The sequence below is a fragment of the Cupriavidus sp. CER-90 genome, assembly GCF_057652055.1.
In genome coordinates, this window is record NZ_JBYGYM010000001.1 from 1209255 (window position 1) to 1227650 (window position 18396).

Sequence of the window (18396 nt, forward strand, 5' to 3'; positions counted from 1 at the left end):
GCGTACCTCCGCCATGCAAAATCAGGCAAAATTCAAAACTTGCCCCGCACCGCGACCCGGGCGTGGCATTTTCCAAACCGAATTTGATGCGAGATAAGCGATGAGTAACCAGCAGCCCACCATCATCTACACCCTAACCGACGAAGCTCCGCTGCTGGCCACCAGTGCCTTCCTGCCTATCATTCGCACGTTCACCGGCCCGGCCGGCGTCAACGTGGTAACCAGCGACATCTCGGTGGCTGGCCGTATCCTGGGCGAATTCCCCGAATACCTGACCGAGGAACAGCGCGTGCCGGACAACCTGGCCGAGCTGGGCCGTCTGACGCAGGACCCGGACACCAACATCATCAAGCTGCCGAACATCAGTGCGTCGGTGTTCCAGCTGGTCAGCGCGATCAAGGAACTGCAGTCCAAGGGATACAAGATTCCCGACTTCCCGGAAGATCCGAAGACCGACGAAGAGAAGGCCATCCAGAAACGCTACTCGAAGTGCCTGGGCAGCGCCGTGAACCCGGTGCTGCGCGAAGGCAATTCCGATCGCCGCGCCCCGGCCGCCGTCAAGAATTACGCCCGCAAGCACCCGCACAGCATGGGCGAGTGGAGCATGGCCTCGCGCACGCACGTGGCCCACATGAAGCATGGCGACTTCTACCACGGCGAAAAGTCGATCACGCTGGACCGCGCGCGTGAAGTCCGCATGGAACTGGTGACCAAGAGCGGCAAGACCGTGGTCCTGAAGCCGAAGGTCGCGCTGCAGGACGGCGAGGTCGTCGACAGCATGTTCATGAGCAAGAAGGCCCTGCTGGCCTTCTACGAAGACCAGATGGAAGACGCGCGCAAGACCGGCGTCATGCTGAGCCTTCACGTCAAGGCGACCATGATGAAGGTGTCGCACCCGATCGTGTTCGGCCACGCCGTCAAGGTCTTCTACAAGGACGCCTTCGCCAAGCACCAGAAGCTGTTCGACGAACTGGGCGTGAACGTCAACAACGGCCTGGTGGACCTGTACACCAAGATCGAGGCGCTGCCCGAGTCGAAGAAGGAAGAAGTCATCCGCGACATGCACGCCTGCCACGAGCATCGTCCGGAGCTGGCGATGGTGGATTCGGCCAAGGGCATCTCGAACCTGCACGCACCGAACGACGTGATCGTCGACGCGTCGATGCCCGCCATGATCCGTATCGGCGGCAAGATGTGGGGCGCCGACGGCCGCACCAAGGACACCAAGTGCCTGATCCCGGAATCGACGTTCGCCCGCATCTATCAGGAAATCATCAACTTCTGCAAGACCAACGGCGCATTCGACCCGGTGACCATGGGCACGGTGCCGAACGTCGGCCTGATGGCGCAGAAGGCTGAAGAGTACGGTTCGCACGACAAGACGTTCGAGATTCCCGAAGACGGCGAAGCCCGCATCGTCGACAACGCCACCGGCGAAGTGCTGACGGCGCTGACGCAGCAGGTCGAGCAGGGCGACATCTGGCGCATGTGCCAGGTCAAGGACGCGCCGATCCGCGACTGGGTGAAGCTGGCCGTCACGCGCGCCCGCAACTCGGGCATGCCGGCCGTGTTCTGGCTGGACCCGTACCGTCCGCACGAGGCCGAGCTGATCAAGAAGGTGGAAACCTACCTGAAGGATTACGACACCAAGGGCCTGGACATCCAGATCATGTCGCAGGTGCGCGCCATGCGTTACACGCTGGAACGCGTGATCCGCGGCCTGGACACCATCTCGGTGACCGGCAACATCCTGCGCGACTACCTGACCGACCTGTTCCCGATCATGGAACTGGGCACCAGCGCCAAGATGCTGTCGATCGTGCCGCTGATGGCCGGTGGCGGCATGTACGAAACGGGTGCGGGCGGTTCGGCACCGAAGCACGTGCAGCAGCTGGTGGAAGAAAACCATCTGCGCTGGGATTCGCTCGGCGAATTCCTGGCCCTGGCCGTATCGCTGGAAGAGCTCGGCATCAAGTCGGGCAACAACCGCGCGAAGCTGCTGGCCAAGACGCTGGACGCCGCAACCGGCAAGCTGCTGGACAACGCCAAGAGCCCGTCGCCGAAGACCGGCCAGCTCGACAACCGCGGCAGCCAGTTCTACCTGGCCATGTACTGGGCCCAGGAACTGGCCGCGCAAACGGAAGACGCCGACCTGGCGAAGACGTTCGCGCCGCTGGCCAAGACGCTGACGGAAAACGAGAAGACCATCATCGGCGAACTGGGCGACGTCCAGGGCAAGCCGGTGGATATCGGCGGCTACTACAAGCCGGACGAAGCCAAGCTCGAAGCCATCATGCGCCCGAGCAAGACGCTGAACGCAGCACTGGAAGCGGTCAAGGGCTAAGCCTGATCCGACCCACCGTCATGCGGGCTGCCCGGCAGGCCGCACGACGGAGAAGCGCCCAACGAAACGCCCCGTGGCAGAAATGCCCCGGGGCGTTTTTTCTGGTCCCGGGCCCGGCAAGCTTCGCGTCGCGCCGGCCGTCAACACCGGTTCATCGCTGATGAGCGCACTGCGTCGCCGAACGGCATCACGGCTGCATGGCCCAGGCTTCGCGCGTCAGCCGGTAGAGCACATGCCGTTCGAGCCGATGGCCGGGCGGCAGCGCGGGATGATCGAAATCGCCGGCGGCGTCATGGTGCATGCCCAGCCGCTGCATCACGCGTTCGGACCGCCGGTTGATCGCCGCCGTGAACGATACGATCTCGTCGAGGTGCAGGACATCGAATCCATAGGCCAGCGATGCCCGGGCCGCTTCCTGGGCATAGCCTTGCCCCCAGTTGTCATGGCTCAGGCGCCAGCCAATCTCCACGCAGGGGCCGAAGGGCGTCTGCCATGCCGGGATGCTGAGTCCCGTAAAGCCGATGAAGGTGCCGGCCCCCGACGCGTCCTTCCGCGCCACCGCCCACAGGCCGAAGCCATGCTGCGCGTGATGGGCCACGATGCGGTCGAACAGCGCATCGCTCTGCACATCGGTCAACGTGGATGGAAAGCATGCCATGACGCGTGGATCGGCATTCATGGCGCGAAACGGCGCACGGTCTGCCTCGCACCAGGCCCGCAGCTGCAGCCGCGCCGTCGGCGCGGGCGAAGGCACGGTCATCGGGAAAGTACCTTGAAGGCGTCGTCCTGCGGGGTCATGGCTGGATCGGGTGACAGCGGAGAGACTGGAGGCGGCTATGATGGCACGACCGCCAACACGAGCACGAACACCAACACTAAAAGGAAAGGAGATACCCATGCTGGAACTGCGCCCCACGTGCGAACACTGCAACACCGCCCTGCCGCCGGCCTCCACGCAGGCCCGCATCTGCAGTTTCGAATGCACGTTCTGCGCCGATTGCGTGGACAACGTGCTCGACAACGTCTGCCCTAACTGCGGCGGCGGCTTCACGGCACGTCCCATCCGCCCGTCGCGCGACTGGAAGAACGGAAACACCGTGGGCAAATACCCGCCGTCCGCCACCATCAAGCACCGCCCCGTGGACGCCGCCACACATGAAACGTTCGCGGCCGCCATCCGCGGCGTCGCGCCGCAGGATCGGTAGCATCGGCGCCGAGATTCCGCGGCTGAAGAAGATCGCCGAGGCCGCCCATATCCAGGCGGACTGACGCCCCGCTCCGCAAATCGCGGCATCGGGCACGCAGCTTGACAAGTCCCAGCCTTTCGGCGCAGCATTAACGGAACAACGTTCTAAACAATAGAACCAAGATTGTTAGATGCTGCAGGAGACTCCATGACACGCCGCGCCTTCCTGGGTGCCGTTGCGCTGGCCGCCGCCAGTGCAATCGCCCCTGTCCACGCCATTGCCGCCGATACCTTCCCGTCCAGGCCGATCACCGTGATCGTGCCGTACGCCGTGGGCGGCTCGGCAGACCTGATTAGCCGCCTGGTGACCACGGGCATGAGCGCCAACGGCACCAGCACGGTGGTGGACAACCGCACCGGCGGGGGCGGCGTGATCGGCTGGAGCACCGCGGCGCGCGCCAATCCGGACGGCTACACGCTGCTGACCACGGAGATGTCCTACGCCATCGCGGCCACGCTGCAGCCCAAGCTGCTGCCGTTCGATCCGAAGACCGCCTTCCGCCATATTTCCGTCGTCGCATCGGTGCCGCACGTGCTGGTGGTCAATCCCAACGTGCCCGCCAAGACCGTGCAGGAGTTCGTCGCACTGGCCAAGGCCAACCCGGGCAAGTACTACTATGGTTCGGGCGGCAACGGCACCAATACCCATCTGGGCGGCGCGCTGTTCAACAGCGTGGCTGGCATCAACCTGGTTCACGTGCCGTATCGCGGCGCCGGTGCCGCGCTGCAGGACGTGATGGGTGGCCAGATCCAGGCGCTGATCACATCGCTGCCGACAGCACTGCAATACATCAAGAGCGGCAAGCTGCGTGCGCTGATGCTGGCCAACGATGTGCGCTCGCCCGTGCTGCCAGACGTGCCGGCCGCGCCTGAAGTGGGCATGCCAAAGATGGTGATGAAATACTGGGTGGCGTTTTCGGCCCCGGCCGGCACGCCGCAGCCCGTGATCGACCGCCTGAGCAAGGACATCGTGGCCGCCGTCAACACGCCACAGGTCAGGAAGCAGTTGCAATCGCAAGGCCTGGACCCGGAAGGCAGCACCCCCGCGCAGGCGACCAAACTGGTCGACGACGAGATCAAACGCTGGGCCGCCGTGATCAAGGCCGCCAACATCAAGGCAGACTGACATCGCCATGTGGAACGTCAACTTCACGCCGCCACAAATCATTGAAGCGCGCGTGCTCACGCGCATGCCGGACCCGCTGCGGCTGCCCCAGCGCAGCGCCTGGGCCGACGCGAACAAGCCCGGACAGATCGCCGACAGCTTCCTGGAAGGCCCCACCTTCGACCGCGACGGCAACCTGTACCTGACCGATATTCCGCACGGCCGGCTGTTCCGCATCACACCGGACCTGCAATGGCAACTCGTCGGCGATACCGGCGGCTGGCCGAACGGCATCGCGCTGCATCGCGACGGCAGCCTGTGGATTGCCGACTATCGTCGCGGCATCCTGCGAATGACCCCGGGCCAGGGCGATGTCGAAGTGGTGCTGGGCCATCGCAATTCGGAGAGCTTCAAGGGCGTCAACGACCTGACGTTCGATGCGCAGGGCAACCTGTATTTCACCGATCAGGGCCAGACCGGCCTGCACGACCCGTCCGGGCGCGTCTACCGCCTGCGTCCCTCCGGCCAGCTCGACCTGCTGCTGTCCAACGTGCCGAGCCCCAACGGCATCGTCATCGATCCGTCAGGCCGCTTCCTGTTCGTGGCCGCCACGCGCGGCAACGCGGTATGGCGCATGCCGCTGTTGCCCGACGGATCGGTGTCGAAGGCCGGCGCCTTCCAGACCTTCTTCGGCACCAGCGGCCCAGACGGCCTGGCGATGGATGCCGACGGCCGGCTGGTCGTGGCGCATGCCAGCCTGGGCGGCGCGTTTGTCATCGACGCGCACGGCTGGTGTACCCATTTCGTGCGCAGCCCGCTGGGCGGCACGGTGACCAACGTGGCATTCCGGCCCGGCACGAACCGCCTGGTCATGACCGAATCGGCCAGCGGCTCCGTACTGGAAGCGGAGTTGCCAGGGGTGGGGGCGGCGTTGTTTGGGGATGGCGCAACGGCTTAGTGCTGCCGCCCGAGCGCCTGGCCCACAGAAATGGCCGGGCGCCGCGAAGGCTCAGAACTCCACCATCGCGAAGTCTTCCTTGCCGACATCGCATTCCGGGCAACGCCAATCGTCCGGAATGTCTTCCCAGCGCGTGCCGGGCGCGATGCCGTCTTCGGGCAGGCCAGCGGCCTCGTCGTAGACCCAGCCGCAGATGATGCAGACCCACTGCTTGAACTCGGCCTCCGCTGCGGCCGCCGCCGGCTGCTTGTCCGATGTGGGGGCTGCCTTGGATTCCGGCACCGCCGGCCCTTCGAGACTGAACACCAGCGGTGCGGCGGTGCCTTGGGTGGCCTGGGCCAGATGCGCCTGCAGGCGTTCGAGCAGCGCCTGCGCCTCATCGATCGACAAATCCAGCCAATAGGGGTCGCCGGCGGCGTCGTTCAGGCGTTGCGGGGGAAACTGGATTTCGACGGAAGTGCCTTTCTGGTACATGCGGGAGGGGGCTGTGGAAACTTGAGGGCGTGAGAAGCAAACAGGCCCCATCTGGGGCCTGATCGCCAAACTTCAAGTCTTTGGTGGACGCCGTGCCGTGTCCGGCTCACAGCCTTGCTGGCGTCGCCCCCACTGGCAACGCCGCACAAGCCACCCGGAACACATTGCCCTCAGGGTCTTGCAGCACGATTTGCCATTGTCCATAGTACGTGGCAAACGCCGGCTTGATCACGGCGCCGCCCAAGGCTTCAACGGACCTGCCGGCATCGTCCACGCGTGCCGGTGTTTCCACCATGAAGGTCGCATAGGCAATGACCGGGGAGACACATCCCGGCGTTGGACGCCGATCCGCCATTCCCAGCAGCTCATACGCCGCCGCCGCATTGAACCCCAGCTGAAACGTTGGCGTTTCCAGTGCGCGGTAGATAGCCGACCGGCTCTGTACGGCCTCGGGGAGGTCGAGCATCTGCCGGTAGAACGCACACTGCGCGTCGATATCGCGGCAGAGCAGGTTGAACCACAGCTTCATGCGGGCACCTCTGGTACATAGGTCTTCCGGTACATCTCGGTCAGATGTTCTCCGGCCGTGCAGGGCGCAAAGCGCGGCGTCTCGCCGTCTTGCAGGGTGCCAGGCACCGGCTCGATGCGGGCCAGGTAGTCAGGCTCGTAGAAGAATGGAATCGAATAGCGTGGCGCGCCGCCGGAGTGGACGTTACGCACGCGGTGGGGATTCGAGTGGTAGCGGCCGTTGGTCCAGCGGGGCACCATGTCGCCCAGGTTGACGACAAAGCAGCCGGGCATCGGCGTGGCCGGCACCCAGTCGCCATTCGGCATCTGGACTTCGAGCCCGCCATGCGCGTCCTGCGCCAGGATCGTTACGGCGCCCCAATCCGTATGCGCCCCCGCGCCAAAGGTGCGCGCGTCGGCATTGGCGGGATGCGCGGGATAGCGAATCATGCGCAGCGTCACCATCGGGCTTTCGCTGGTGTGGTCGAAATAGTGCTCCGGCAGATCGAGCGAGAGGGCCATCAACTGCATGAGCCTGCGCGACAGCACGAGCATCGCGTCGATATAGGCCTGGCACTGCGCCGGCGCCTGCGGCAGTTCCCGGGGCCACTGGTTATGGCCGTAGGTCTGATATCCGGCCTTCACGTAAGGATGATCGTCCGGATAGGCCATGCCGCAGTAGAAGCTCTCCTTCAGATCGGGCCTGGCTGCGGCATCGAGCCGTTGGTCGCCGAGGTTTTCGAAGCCGCGCATGGTGGGCGAATTGGCCATGGCCAACGCGCGTCGCGTGGCAACCGGAAGGTCAAGCAGCGCCTGGGCCAGCGAGAATTGCCGGGCGACCATCTCCGCCGCCACGCCGTGATGGCGGACATAGAAGAAGCCAGACGACATGGCTGCGGCACGGAATGCCTGCGCCACCTCGGCGCTGCGCGCGCCACCAGGAAGCAGCGCATCGGTGAGATCGATGACAGGAATCGACATGGGCGCTCCGCGTCAGGCCTTGAGCTTGCGATCCGCCGCCGACGGCAGGAACTGATCGGTCCAGATGTCGCTGACGGTCATGCCCGGCTTGATGCCGAACGCACCCACGGTCTCGTCCACCGTGGCCTGCAGCCGCGACGGCGTGGCCGCGCCCCATCCGTCGCGCAGCGTATCGGCCGTACGCATTGCACCATCGACGATCAGCTTCAGCCGCTCGAACTCCAGCGTCTGGTCGGCCAGCGGCTCACGGGCCTTGACCGCCGCCGCGCCGGCCTTCGGGTCCGCCATGGCTTCGATCCAGCCGCGCGTCGACGCCTTCACGAATGCCTTCATGGCCTCGGGCTGTTCGGCCATGCTCTTGCGATTGGCCACCAGACCGTTGCCATACGATTTCATGCCGTAGTCCGAAAAGCGGAACACCGTCAGCTTCTCGGGCCCCATGCCACGCGCCTTCAGGTTGAGCAAGCCCGTAAAGTAGAAGTAGGCCGCGGCGTCGAAATCCCCCTTCACAAAGCGCGTGTCGCCAATATCCGGGGTGACGCTTTCCCACTTGACCGTCGACGGATCGAAGCCCTGCGCCTTGGCGAACACCGGAAACAGCTTGCGCGACGCATTGAAAGGTTGGCCGAGAATTGACTTTCCGGCCAGGTCGCCCGGCTTGTCGATGCCGCCGCCCTTGCGCACGATCACGGCGTTCGGGTTCAGGTCGTACTGGATGGCCACCGCCTTCAGGGCAGACGCCGGGTTGGCCGCGTTGAATTCGATCATCGCCGCCAGGTCGGCCGATGCACAGTCGTAGGCACCGCCGGCCACCAGGCTGATGGCCGAAGCCGATCCGTTGCCGGTATCGATCACGACATCCAGCCCGGCGTCCTTGTAGTAGCCCCGCTGCAGCGCCAGCAGGAAGCCCGCGCCCGAGGCTTCCACCTTCCAGCCAAGGTTGAACTTGAACTTCTGCAGCGACCCGGTGGCGCGCACGATGGCCGGCGCGGCGAACAGCGACGAAATGGCGGTGGCGCCAGTGGCGCGCAGGAAGGAACGACGGCGCATGGAGAGCTCCGGAAACAGATGTGTGGGCACATTGGCGAGCAATTTCCGGGCGGCGCGCGGCCGCTGAACGCTTCTACTCTCCGTTGTCCTGTCCAGCACGTTCCGTGCCATCCGTATTCACGCATTTGGCGCGCGGATTGCACCGGGATGCGCCCATGCGAAGGCCGGCATGCGCCGGGACGGCGCACAGCGCCGCCTCCAAGGCCTTCCACTGCCACCAGACAAGCGGAACCCGATTGAACATGGCCACCCAGGACCCAATGCCGCCATGAATCCACTGAAGGAGCTCCATCCCGTCCTGATGAATTGCCTCCGGGCTGCCCTCGATCCACAGCAGGGGTTCGTGGTGGAACGTGCGATTGCGCAGATGCCGTATCCGGTTGACGATCCCCGAGATGGTGGCGCGCTTGCGTCGCGCTTTCGGACAGTGCGGAAAGGCCTTGCGAATTCGCGGCCAAAGACTTGCATGGAATTCGGCATTGAACAAAGTCGACCAGAACCCGAATGTCAGCTCGGCGACAATCTTGTCAGGAGTCGGCACCTCGTTCCTGATGGTCAATTTGCGACGCGCCTGTGATATGTACTTGAGTTGCTGTTGAAACTGCAAATCATCCCGCCAGCATTCCCACCAGTCATCACGACGATGATGCTGGCAAAGCTGCCTGTGCACGGCGTTACGCAGCGCGATCTCGAATGTGCTCAGGAATGGTGTCAGTGCCTCAGACAGCAACAGATTGAGATGGTAGGCGGCCATGGCGAATCTCTCGTTGCCATGACATCTTGCCTTGTACCGTCCCACCCTCGCGGCGGAAAAGATGCTCTCCAGTTCAGTCCACTCCACTGTCAACCTCGTCGTCAGCCAGTACAAGCCATTGAATCATCGACAACGATTGAAATCCATGAGACAGCGGCGCATAATTGCCCCGCTGCCCTAATCTGTCCACTCCCGGATGTACATGCCGGTGATGACTCTAGGTCCGATCGGCCCGCCTCGCGCGGGCCAACTTATTTGCGCGGAAGCGTCGCGCCTCGAGCAATGGTCGCGGCTCCGCAATGGCTTCCCCGGTTCGGCACCCTCCGCAACCTTTGCGTACCATGTCCGCCATGACTACCTCCGCCCCCACCCCTTCCGCCCCGCGCATCGCGGTCATTGGCGCCGGCATCGTCGGCAGTTGCATCGCGCTGACGCTGCGAAAGCGTGGCGCCACGGTGACGCTGATTGACCGGGAGGGGCCGGCCAGTGGTTGCAGCTATGGCAACTCGGGGGCGATCAGCGTCAGTTCCATTGCGCCGCTGGCCATGCCCGGCGTGCTGGCGTCGGTGCCGAAGATGCTCGCCGATCCGGACAGCCCGCTGCGTCTGCCGCTCGGCTATCTGCCTGCCGCCATGCCATGGCTCACGCGCTTCGTACTGTCTGCCACCCCGCAGCGGGTCGAACGCGCCGCCGCCGCGCTGGCGGCGCTGCATGCCGGGGCTGTGGACAAGCACGAGGCGCTGGCACGCGACATCGGCGTGCCCGAGCTGTTCATGCGCCGCGGCCACTTGCATCTGTATCCCAGCGCCGCGGCGCTGCAGGCCGATGGCGCGGCGTGGCAATTGCGGCAGCGGTTCGGCTTCCGCTTCGAGACGCTCGATCGCGCCGGCATCGATGCGCTGGAGCCCGGCGTGGCGGCGCGCTATCAGGCGGCGATCTACCTGGCCGATCACGGCACGATCCTGAACCCCGCGCGCTATACCCGTGCGATTGCCGATGCGTTCGTGTCGCGCGGCGGCCAGCTGGTGCGTGACGATATCCAGCGGATGACCTCGGGCGCCGATGGCTGGACGCTGCACGGGGCCAACGGCACGCATGCCGCCGACCACGTGGTGGTGGCGGCCGGCGCCTGGTCGCGTCGCCTGCTCGATCCGCTCGGCGTGCGGCTGCAACTCGAAAGTCAGCGCGGCTACCACGTGCAGTTCACCGGCATGCGCGACGTGGTAACGCGCACCGTTGTGCTGACTGACCACAAGATCTTCGTCACGCCAATGGAAGACGGGCTTCGGGTCGGCGGCACGGTCGAGATCGCGGGCTTGAAGCGGCCGCCTGATCCGCGCCGTGCCGCCAGCCTCGAACGGATCGCACGAGAGACCTTCCAGGGCCTGGCGAACAGCCCCGTGACCACCTGGATGGGGCATCGCCCCTGCATGCCCGACTCGGTGCCAGTGGTCGGCCAGGCCGCCGGCCACCGGGGCTTGTGGCTTGCCGTCGGCCACGGCCATCTGGGGCTGACCGACTCCATCCCCACGGCCGAACGCATTGCCGACGCATTGCTTGCCGTGTGAAGCTCAGGGAAATCGCTAGATTCGGCCGCCGCCAGCTAGTTATACAGTAGAACAATCCGGCGGCGGCGCCGGGGAGGAAACACATGAAGATCGCGATCGCCGGCGGTGGTATCGGCGGGCTCACGCTTGCCCTGCTCTGTCATCAGCAGGGATTCGATGTCGAAGTCTGGGAGGCCAGCGAACAACTGCGGCCGCTGGGTGTCGGCATCAATCTGCTGCCGCATGCGGTGCGCGAGCTGTCGACCGTGGGCCTGCAGGACGATCTGGCGCGCATCGCTATCGAGACCTCTTCACTGTCTTACTACAACAAGCTCGGCCAGCCGATCTGGCATGAGCCGCGCGGGCGCGCCGCCGGCTACGACTGGCCGCAGTTTTCGGTACATCGCGGCGAGTTCCAGATGCTGCTGTACCAGACCGCGCTGGCCCGTCTTGGTGCCGATCGCGTCCACACCGGCCACGCGCTGGAGTCGATTGCCAGCACTGGCGGCAATGGCGAGCCGGCGCGCTTTACGCTCCGGCGCCGCAGCGACGATGCCCTGGTCGAAGCCAGCGCCGACGTGCTGGTGGGCGCCGACGGCATCCATTCCGCCGTGCGCCGCCATTTCTACCCGACCGGCGATGCCCCCCGGTTCTCGCGCCGGCTGCTGTGGCGTGCCACGACCGACGCCGCTCCCTATCTCGACGGCCGCTCGATGTTCATGGCCGGCCATCAGGACCAGAAGTTCGTGGCCTATCCGATCTCCGAGCCGCTACGCGCCCAGGGCCGGTCACGCATCAACTGGATTGCAGAACTGCGCGTACCCGACGACTATCCGGACACCCCACCGCGTAGCGACTGGAACCGCCAGGTCGACAAGTCAGTCTTCCGGGCGGCGTTCGAGCATTGGCGCTGGGACTGGATCGACATCCCCGCACTGATCGATGCCGCTCCAGCCATCTATGAATTTCCGATGGTCGACAAGGACCCCTTGCCGCGGTGGACGTTCGGCCGCGTCACGCTGCTGGGCGACGCGGCGCACCCGATGTATCCGATCGGTTCGAACGGCAGCGCGCAAGCCATTGTGGACGCCCGCTACCTGACCGACTGCCTGCTGGCGGAGCCCGACCTCGACTACGCGCTGCGCGAGTACGAGGCCGAGCGGCTGCCGCGCACGGCCGGCATCGTGTTGCGCAACCGCATGAATGGGCCCGAGCAGGTCATGCAGCTGGCCGAAGTCCGTGCGCCGCAAGGCTTCGCCCGCATCGACGACGTGATTCCGCGCAGCGAACTCGAAGCCATTTCCCAACGCTACAAGACGCTGGCCGGCTTCGGGCAGCAGCAGCTGCAGGCCCGAAAGCCATAAGCCGCCAGCCATCAGCCTTCAACAGAACAAGACTGCAGGAGACCTCGCCATGCCCCAGTTCCGTACGCCTCGCGCCAGCCTTGCGCTGGCCGCGCTAGCCCTCGCCCTGGCCGCCGGCGCCGCGCGGGCCGACGTGACCGTTGGCGTCAGCATCGCGTCCACAGGGCCGTCGGCGTCGCTCGGCATTCCGCAGAAGAACACCATGCCGTTCCTGCCAACGTCGATTGCCGGCGAAACAATCCACTACATCGTCATGGACGACGGATCGGACCCGACACAGGGCACCAAGATCGCCCGTCGCTTTGTCACCGAAGACAAGGTCGACATCATTCTGGGGTCGTCCGCCGTGGCGCCTTCGATTGCCATCTCCGAAGTGGCCGATGAAAGCCAGACCGTGCAACTGGCGTTCTCGCCCATCGAACTGAAGCCGGGCCGGGGTGCATGGACGTATCGGCTGGCACAGCCGGTGCGGCTGATGGCCGATGCGGTGGCTGGCGCCGCCAAGGCGAACGGCGTGAAGACCGTCGCCTTCATCGGCTTTGCCGATGCCTACGGCGAGACCTGGCTCAAGGAGTTCACCTCGGCCGCGCAGGCCAACGGCATTCGCGTGATCGCCACCGAACGCTATGCCCGTTCCGATACCAGCGTCACGGCCCAGGCGCTGAAGCTGATGGCCGCCCGTGCCGACGCCGTGCTGATTGCGGGGGCCGGCACCGGCGCCGCGCTGCCGCACACCACCTTGCGCGAGCGCGGCTATACCGGGCCGATCTACCAGACCCACGGTGCGGCCACGCGCGACCTGATCCGGATCGGCGGCAAGGCCGTGAACGGCGCGATCCTGCCGGCCGGCCCGGTCATCGTGGCCGAGCAGTTGCCGGCGTCCAGCCCTGTCAAGAAGCCCGCCATGGACTACGTGACGCGCTACGAAAAGCAGTATGGCCCCGACACCCGCACGCAGTTCGGCGCGCATCCCTACGATGCCGGCCTGGTTCTGCAGCGCATCGTGCCGGTCGCGCTGAAGAAGGCCAAGCCCGGCACGCCGGCATTTCGCAAGGCGCTCAAGGACGCCCTGGAAAGCGAGCGCGACATCGTGGTATCGCACGGCGTGCTGAACTACACCGCCGAGGACCATTTCGGATTCGACCAGCGCGGCCGCGTGCTGCTCACCATCGACAACGGCAACTGGAAGCTCGTCAAATGATTCCCGCCTCCCCGGCCATCGCACTGCCCACACTGGAACCCATTGCCGACTTCCGCCTGCAGGTGGCGGCCCCCACCGAGGTGGGCGTCACGGCGCTGGGCCAGCGGCGCGTGATCCCGATCCTGTCGGGCACGGTGCGCGGGCCGCGCCTGAACGGGCGCATCCTGCCGGGCGGTGCCGACTTCCAGCTGATCCGTCATGACGACGGCAGCGACGTCACCACCGCCGATATTGAAGCGCGATACGTGCTGGAAACCGACGACGGCGCACGCATCTACATCGTCAATGCCGGCGTGCGCACCGGCAGTGCCCACGTGATCGCGCGGCTCAACCGGGGGGAGCAGGTGGACCCGTCCGAGATCTACTTCCGTACCGCGCCGCGCTTCGAAACGGCCGCGCCGCAGTATCGCTGGCTGATGCAGCACCTGTTCGTAGCGGCCGGCGCGCGTTACCCGGATCGCGTCGCGCTGCGTTATTTCCTGGTCAACTAGGCATGGCGCCGCCCCGCAAACCGCGCGACACGCTGGCGCCCGACCCCAACGGCAGCCACTTCGAACCGCACCTGCCAAACGTCGACTATGGCGTACTCGACTCGCTGATCGGATACGCGATTCGTCGGGCGCAGATTCGCGTGTACGAAGACTTCGTGGCATCGCTGGCCGCGTGGAACATCACGCCACCGCGTTTTTCGGCGCTGCAGATCATCGCGCGCAATCCGGACCTGAAGCTCACCGAGCTGGCCCGGATCCTGGGCATTGCACGTTCCGGTGCCGTGTTGCTGGTGGACACGCTGGAGTCGATGGAACTGGTGAAGCGGTTGCCGTCGCCCACCGACCGGCGCGCGTTCGGCCTGGTGCTGACCGAGGCCGGCCGCGACACGCTACAGGAGGCCACCGCCGCCGTATGCGCGCACGACGCGCGCATGGCGGCGGGGTTGTCCGATGCAGAACGGACCGTGCTGAAGGGGTTGCTGGAGAAGCTCGGACGGTAACTGCCTGGGGTGGCTAGGCCACCACCGGCATGCCTGTCAGCAGCTTGTCCAGCGTTGCCGGATAGTCGCGCACGCGCACGCCGGTGGCGTGATACACGGCATTCAGCACCGCAGCCGCCACGCCGCAGATGCCCAGCTCGCCCACGCCCTTGGCCTTCATCGGCGACGAGACCGGATCGGTTTCATCGAGGAAGATCACTTCCTGGTGCGGGATGTCGGCGTGTACCGGCACCTCGTAGCCAGCCAGGTCGTGATTGGCAAAGAAGCCCACGCGCTTGTCGACGTGCAGGGCCTCCATCAGCGCCGCGCCCACGCCCATCGTCATCGCCCCGATCACCTGGCTGCGCGCCGACTTCGGATTCAGGATCCGCCCAGCCGAGCACACGGCCAGCATCCGCTGGACGCGTACCTCGGCCGTGGCCAGGTCCACGGCCACTTCCACGAAGTGTCCGCCGAAGGTGGATTGCTGGTATTTCTTGCCGAGGTCGCCGAACTCGATCGAGTCCTCGACCGACACGCCCGCGAACTGCGCCAGCGGCACGCTTCGCCCCCCGGCGCGCACCTGGGCCCCCTCGAATACCGCGTCTTCGGCCTTCAGGCCGGCGCGTTCGGCAATGGTCTGGCGCAACTTCGCGCAGGCCGCATAGACACCGGAGGTGGAACTGTTGCCGCCCCACTGGCCGCCCGAGCCGGACGACACCGGGAAGGCCGAATCGCCCAGCCGCACCACCACGCGGTCAAGCGGCACGCCCATCATTTCCGCAGCGGTCTGCGCGATGATCGTGTAGCTGCCGGTGCCGATATCGGTCATGTCGGTTTCCACCAGGACCATCCCGCTCGAATCGATGCCGACCCGCGCGCCCGACTTGGTCACCAGGTTGTTCCGGAACGCGGATGCCATGCCCATGCCGATCAGCCATTGGCCTTCGCGCATCGACCCCGGCTGCGGGTTGCGACGGCTCCAGCCAAAACGTTCCGCCCCCAGACGCAGGCATTCCACGAAGTGGCGCTGCGAAAACGGCCGCTCGGGCTTTTCCGGGTCCACCTGTGTGTCGTTGAGGATGCGGAACTGCACCGGGTCCATGCCCAGCTTCACCGCCATCTCGTCGATGGCGATTTCCAGCGCCATCAGGCCCGGTGCCTCGCCAGGCGCGCGCATGGCATTGCCTTCGGGCAGGTCCAGCGTTGCCAGCTGCATCGATGTCATGCGGTTGGCGCCGGCATAAAGCAGGCGCGTCTGCATCACGGCGGTCTCGGGCTGGCCGCCTTCGAGATCGCCAGACCAGCTCTCGTGGCCAATGGCCGTGATCCTGCCGTCGCGGTTCGCACCGATGCGGATGCGCTGGATCGTCGCGGGCCGGTGCGTGGTGTTGTTCGGTATCTGCGGCCGCGTCAGCGCCACCTTGACCGGCCGGTGTACGGCGCGCGCACCCAGCACAGCCAGCAGCGATTCGGCGCGCAGGAACAGCTTGCCGCCGAAGCCGCCGCCGATGAACGGCGAGACAATGCGCACCTTTTCCTTCGGGATGCCCAGCGTGGTCGCCATATCTTCGCGGGCCCACGCCACCATCTGGTTCGATGTCCACACCGTGACCTCGTCGCCGGACCAGGCCGCCATCGACGCATGCGGCTCCATCATGCAGTGCGACTGATCTGGCGTGGTGTAGCGGGCATCCAGCTGCACGGGGGCCGCGGCAAAGGCGCCAGCGAAATCGCCCACGGACGTATCTGGAATCGCGTCCTTCTTCGGCTTGCTGGCAAAGCAGCACGCGGCCTCCAGGTCGAAGTGGCCTTTCTCCGGCGCGTAGTCCACGCGAATCAACTGCGCGGCGGCGCGGGCCTGCTCGAACGTGTCGGCCACCACCAGCGCAATGGCCTGGTGATAATGCTGGATCTCGGGGCCGCCCAGCAGTTTGGCGGTATTGCGCTTGGCCTTGCCCAGCTTGCCGGCGTTCTGCGCGGTAACGATGCCCAGCACGCCCGGCGCGCGGCGCGCGTCGTCCAGATGCATGGCCCGGATGCGGCCCTTGCCGATGCCGGCGCTCACGACGTAGCCATAGGCAGGGTTCGGCGCCACGTCATGCCATTCGTAGGCATAGGTGGCTGTGCCGGTGGTCTTGCGCGCGCCGTCGATACGGTCCACCGCCTGGCCGACCACGCGGCCCGTGTCGATGGGATTGGTAGTGGCGGGTGTGTCGAATTTCATGGCTTGGCCCCGTTTGCCTGCGTGATCACGGCGGCCAGCGTGCGCCGCACCAGTTGCACCTTGAACGCGTTGTCGGGCTGCGGCGACGCACCGTCCAGCAGCCGCTGCGTCACGGCCGTGGGCCCGTGCGGCAATTCCGCATCGGCGGCATCCGTGCGCCACGGCTTGTGGGCCACGCCGCCGAGCGCCACGCGCCCGGTGCCGTCCGGCTGCAGGATGGCGGCCACCGAGACCAGCGCGAACGCGTACGAGGCCCGGTCGCGCACCTTGCGATACAACTGCGCGCCGCCCACCGGCGGCGGCAGTGTCACCGCGGTAATCAGTTCGCCCGGTTCCAGCGCCGTTTCGATGTGCGGCGTATTGCCCGGCAGACGATGGAAATCGGCGATCGGGATCACGCGCTGCTGCCCGCCGGGGCGTACCGTCTCCACGCTGGCATCGAGCACGCGCATGGCCACTGCCATATCGCTGGGATGCGTGGCGATGCACGCGTTGCTACCGCCGATCACGGCCAGCTGACGGCTGAATCCGCCAATCGCCGCGCAGCCGCTGCCCGGCTGGCGCTTGTTGCACGGCTGGGCCGTGTCGTAGAAATAGGGACAGCGCGTGCGCTGCAGCAGGTTGCCCGCCGTGGTGGCGCGATTGCGCAACTGGCCCGACGCGCCCGCCAGCAGCGCGCGCGACAGGACGCCGTAATTGCGCCGCACGCGCGGATCGGCGGCCAGGTCGGTATTGCGCACCAGCGCGCCGATACGCAGGCCGCCTTGCTGCGATGGCTCTATCTTGTCCAGCGCAAGGCCGTTCACGTCGATCAGATGGGTTGGCGATTCGATGCCAAGCTTCATCAGGTCGAGCAGGTTGGTGCCACCGGCGATAAAGCGGGCACCGGGTGTCTTCATGGCAGCCGCCGCCGCGTCCGCGGGCGTGGCCGCGCGCTCGTAGGTGAACGGGTTCATGTCTGGCTCCCCGCGACCTCGGTGATGGCGTCGAGGATATTCGAGTACGCGCCGCAGCGGCAGATATTGCCGCTCATCCGCTCACGGATCTCGCCGGGCGACAGTTGCGGCCGCGTGTTCAGGTCGGGCGTGACGTGGCTCGGGATGCCGGCGCGCACCTCGTCGAGCACGGCAACGGCCGAACAGATCTGGCCCGGCGTGCAATAGCCGCACTGGTAGCCGTCATGCTTGACGAAGGCCACCTGCATCGGATGCATGTTGTTCGGCGTGCCGAGTCCTTCCACGGTGGTGATTCTGGCACCCTCGTGCATGACGGCGAGGGTCAGGCAGGAATTGAGGCGCCGGCCGTCGACGATCACGGTGCAGGCGCCGCACTGGCCGTGGTCGCAGCCCTTCTTGGTGCCGGACAGGCGCAGATGCTCGCGCAGCGCGTCGAGCAGCGTGGTGCGCGTGTCCAGCGTCAGCGAGCGCGGTTGCCCGTTGACGACAAATGATACGTTCGAAGCCACCGGCTTGAGGGCGCCGGGGCTGACCCGCGATGGCGGCGCGGTGGCGGTGGCGGCACCGGCAGGCAAGGCGGCGGCGCTCACCGACGCCGCGCCTGCCATCACGAATTCCCGCCGCGAAAGCTTGATGTCGCTGAAATCTTCCATGTCGTTGGATCCTTTCTGGCTGACAGATGACGGACAGAGGACGGCAACGTGGCGAGACT

The 18396-nt window shown here is 66.0% G+C and carries 18 protein-coding genes; 9 read left to right on the forward strand and 9 right to left on the reverse strand.

What is annotated here, in order from left to right; genetic code table 11:
* Positions 1 to 100 precede the first annotated feature (100 nt).
* Positions 101 to 2344 carry an NADP-dependent isocitrate dehydrogenase gene (locus tag AC24R4_RS05475; protein ID WP_400396250.1) on the forward strand — a complete coding sequence of 748 codons (2244 nt, stop codon included), beginning with the start codon at positions 101 to 103 and terminating at the stop codon, positions 2342 to 2344.
* A 187-nt stretch (positions 2345 to 2531) separates the two neighbouring features.
* Here AC24R4_RS05475 and AC24R4_RS05480 read toward each other — a convergent pair whose 3' ends face one another.
* The gene (locus AC24R4_RS05480) at positions 2532 to 3104 is read right to left on the reverse strand and encodes a GNAT family N-acetyltransferase (protein ID WP_487522455.1); all 573 of its coding nucleotides are present in this window, start codon (positions 3102 to 3104) and stop codon (positions 2532 to 2534) included.
* 136 nt (positions 3105 to 3240) lie between these two features.
* Between AC24R4_RS05480 and AC24R4_RS05485 the strand changes: the two genes are divergently transcribed.
* The 3 genes from AC24R4_RS05485 (at position 3241) to AC24R4_RS05495 (ending at position 5653) form a co-directional block, all read left to right on the forward strand.
* A complete protein-coding gene (locus AC24R4_RS05485; protein WP_487522456.1) occupies positions 3241 to 3549 on the forward strand; it encodes a DUF1272 domain-containing protein in 309 nt (102 codons plus the stop codon).
* Positions 3550 to 3738: 189 nt separating this feature from the next.
* Entirely contained in the window at positions 3739 to 4716 is a 978-nt protein-coding gene (locus AC24R4_RS05490; RefSeq protein ID WP_487522457.1) for a Bug family tripartite tricarboxylate transporter substrate binding protein, read from the forward strand.
* A 7-nt stretch (positions 4717 to 4723) separates the two neighbouring features.
* Entirely contained in the window at positions 4724 to 5653 is a 930-nt protein-coding gene (locus tag AC24R4_RS05495; protein WP_487522458.1) for an SMP-30/gluconolactonase/LRE family protein, read from the forward strand.
* A gap of 51 nt (positions 5654 to 5704) precedes the next feature.
* Here the strand turns inward: AC24R4_RS05495 and AC24R4_RS05500 are convergent, their stop codons facing one another.
* From AC24R4_RS05500 to AC24R4_RS05520, 5 genes are all read right to left on the reverse strand, one after another.
* Complete coding sequence (locus AC24R4_RS05500; RefSeq protein WP_487522459.1) at positions 5705 to 6127, reverse strand: rubredoxin; 423 nt, start codon at positions 6125 to 6127, stop codon at positions 5705 to 5707.
* A 106-nt stretch (positions 6128 to 6233) separates the two neighbouring features.
* Positions 6234 to 6656, reverse strand: coding sequence for a VOC family protein (locus tag AC24R4_RS05505; RefSeq protein ID WP_487522460.1), 423 nt, complete (start codon positions 6654 to 6656; stop codon positions 6234 to 6236).
* The gene (locus tag AC24R4_RS05510; RefSeq protein WP_400396524.1) at positions 6653 to 7615 is read right to left on the reverse strand and encodes an isopenicillin N synthase family dioxygenase; all 963 of its coding nucleotides are present in this window, start codon (positions 7613 to 7615) and stop codon (positions 6653 to 6655) included. The genes AC24R4_RS05505 and AC24R4_RS05510 overlap by 4 nt, the downstream gene beginning before the upstream one ends.
* Before the next feature lie 12 nt (positions 7616 to 7627).
* The gene (locus AC24R4_RS05515) at positions 7628 to 8665 is read right to left on the reverse strand and encodes an ABC transporter substrate-binding protein (protein ID WP_400396526.1); all 1038 of its coding nucleotides are present in this window, start codon (positions 8663 to 8665) and stop codon (positions 7628 to 7630) included.
* A gap of 73 nt (positions 8666 to 8738) precedes the next feature.
* On the reverse strand, positions 8739 to 9419 hold the full coding sequence (locus tag AC24R4_RS05520; protein WP_487522461.1) for a hypothetical protein: 681 nt from the start codon (positions 9417 to 9419) through the stop codon (positions 8739 to 8741).
* Between the two features lie 350 nt (positions 9420 to 9769).
* Between AC24R4_RS05520 and AC24R4_RS05525 the strand changes: the two genes are divergently transcribed.
* The 5 genes from AC24R4_RS05525 (at position 9770) to AC24R4_RS05545 (ending at position 14522) form a co-directional block, all read left to right on the forward strand.
* A complete protein-coding gene (locus AC24R4_RS05525; protein ID WP_487522462.1) occupies positions 9770 to 10987 on the forward strand; it encodes an NAD(P)/FAD-dependent oxidoreductase in 1218 nt (405 codons plus the stop codon).
* A gap of 83 nt (positions 10988 to 11070) precedes the next feature.
* Positions 11071 to 12330: a flavin-dependent oxidoreductase gene (locus AC24R4_RS05530; protein ID WP_487522463.1), complete on the forward strand. Its 1260-nt coding sequence runs from the start codon at positions 11071 to 11073 to the stop codon at positions 12328 to 12330.
* 49 nt (positions 12331 to 12379) lie between these two features.
* Complete coding sequence (locus tag AC24R4_RS05535) at positions 12380 to 13531, forward strand: ABC transporter substrate-binding protein (protein ID WP_400396103.1); 1152 nt, start codon at positions 12380 to 12382, stop codon at positions 13529 to 13531.
* On the forward strand, positions 13528 to 14022 hold the full coding sequence (locus tag AC24R4_RS05540) for a DUF3237 domain-containing protein (protein ID WP_400396102.1): 495 nt from the start codon (positions 13528 to 13530) through the stop codon (positions 14020 to 14022). The genes AC24R4_RS05535 and AC24R4_RS05540 overlap by 4 nt, the downstream gene beginning before the upstream one ends.
* A gap of 2 nt (positions 14023 to 14024) precedes the next feature.
* Positions 14025 to 14522, forward strand: coding sequence for a MarR family winged helix-turn-helix transcriptional regulator (locus AC24R4_RS05545; protein ID WP_487522464.1), 498 nt, complete (start codon positions 14025 to 14027; stop codon positions 14520 to 14522).
* Between the two features lie 13 nt (positions 14523 to 14535).
* Here the strand turns inward: AC24R4_RS05545 and paoC are convergent, their stop codons facing one another.
* Genes paoC through paoA form a run of 3 tightly spaced genes read right to left on the reverse strand, consistent with a single transcriptional unit; the run spans position 14536 to position 18337 of the window.
* Positions 14536 to 16728 carry an aldehyde oxidoreductase molybdenum-binding subunit PaoC gene (paoC, locus tag AC24R4_RS05550; RefSeq protein WP_487522465.1) on the reverse strand — a complete coding sequence of 731 codons (2193 nt, stop codon included), beginning with the start codon at positions 16726 to 16728 and terminating at the stop codon, positions 14536 to 14538.
* Complete coding sequence (locus tag AC24R4_RS05555; protein WP_400394023.1) at positions 16725 to 17684, reverse strand: FAD binding domain-containing protein; 960 nt, start codon at positions 17682 to 17684, stop codon at positions 16725 to 16727. Before AC24R4_RS05555 ends, paoC begins: the two co-directional genes overlap by 4 nt.
* Entirely contained in the window at positions 17681 to 18337 is a 657-nt protein-coding gene (paoA, locus tag AC24R4_RS05560; protein WP_400394024.1) for an aldehyde dehydrogenase iron-sulfur subunit PaoA, read from the reverse strand. The genes AC24R4_RS05555 and paoA overlap by 4 nt, the downstream gene beginning before the upstream one ends.
* Between the last annotated feature and the right edge of the window lie 59 nt (positions 18338 to 18396).

Coding starts and splice junctions, on each gene's coding strand:
- AC24R4_RS05475 (WP_400396250.1), top strand. CDS start 101: ATGAGTAACCAGCAGCCCACCATCATCTACACCCTAACCGACGAAGCT.
- AC24R4_RS05480 (WP_487522455.1), bottom strand. CDS start 3,104: ATGACCGTGCCTTCGCCCGCGCCGACGGCGCGGCTGCAGCTGCGGGCC.
- AC24R4_RS05485 (WP_487522456.1), top strand. CDS start 3,241: ATGCTGGAACTGCGCCCCACGTGCGAACACTGCAACACCGCCCTGCCG.
- AC24R4_RS05490 (WP_487522457.1), top strand. CDS start 3,739: ATGACACGCCGCGCCTTCCTGGGTGCCGTTGCGCTGGCCGCCGCCAGT.
- AC24R4_RS05495 (WP_487522458.1), top strand. CDS start 4,724: ATGTGGAACGTCAACTTCACGCCGCCACAAATCATTGAAGCGCGCGTG.
- AC24R4_RS05500 (WP_487522459.1), bottom strand. CDS start 6,127: ATGTACCAGAAAGGCACTTCCGTCGAAATCCAGTTTCCCCCGCAACGC.
- AC24R4_RS05505 (WP_487522460.1), bottom strand. CDS start 6,656: ATGAAGCTGTGGTTCAACCTGCTCTGCCGCGATATCGACGCGCAGTGT.
- AC24R4_RS05510 (WP_400396524.1), bottom strand. CDS start 7,615: ATGTCGATTCCTGTCATCGATCTCACCGATGCGCTGCTTCCTGGTGGC.
- AC24R4_RS05515 (WP_400396526.1), bottom strand. CDS start 8,665: ATGCGCCGTCGTTCCTTCCTGCGCGCCACTGGCGCCACCGCCATTTCG.
- AC24R4_RS05520 (WP_487522461.1), bottom strand. CDS start 9,419: ATGGCCGCCTACCATCTCAATCTGTTGCTGTCTGAGGCACTGACACCA.
- AC24R4_RS05525 (WP_487522462.1), top strand. CDS start 9,770: ATGACTACCTCCGCCCCCACCCCTTCCGCCCCGCGCATCGCGGTCATT.
- AC24R4_RS05530 (WP_487522463.1), top strand. CDS start 11,071: ATGAAGATCGCGATCGCCGGCGGTGGTATCGGCGGGCTCACGCTTGCC.
- AC24R4_RS05535 (WP_400396103.1), top strand. CDS start 12,380: ATGCCCCAGTTCCGTACGCCTCGCGCCAGCCTTGCGCTGGCCGCGCTA.
- AC24R4_RS05540 (WP_400396102.1), top strand. CDS start 13,528: ATGATTCCCGCCTCCCCGGCCATCGCACTGCCCACACTGGAACCCATT.
- AC24R4_RS05545 (WP_487522464.1), top strand. CDS start 14,025: ATGGCGCCGCCCCGCAAACCGCGCGACACGCTGGCGCCCGACCCCAAC.
- paoC (WP_487522465.1), bottom strand. CDS start 16,728: ATGAAATTCGACACACCCGCCACTACCAATCCCATCGACACGGGCCGC.
- AC24R4_RS05555 (WP_400394023.1), bottom strand. CDS start 17,684: ATGAACCCGTTCACCTACGAGCGCGCGGCCACGCCCGCGGACGCGGCG.
- paoA (WP_400394024.1), bottom strand. CDS start 18,337: ATGGAAGATTTCAGCGACATCAAGCTTTCGCGGCGGGAATTCGTGATG.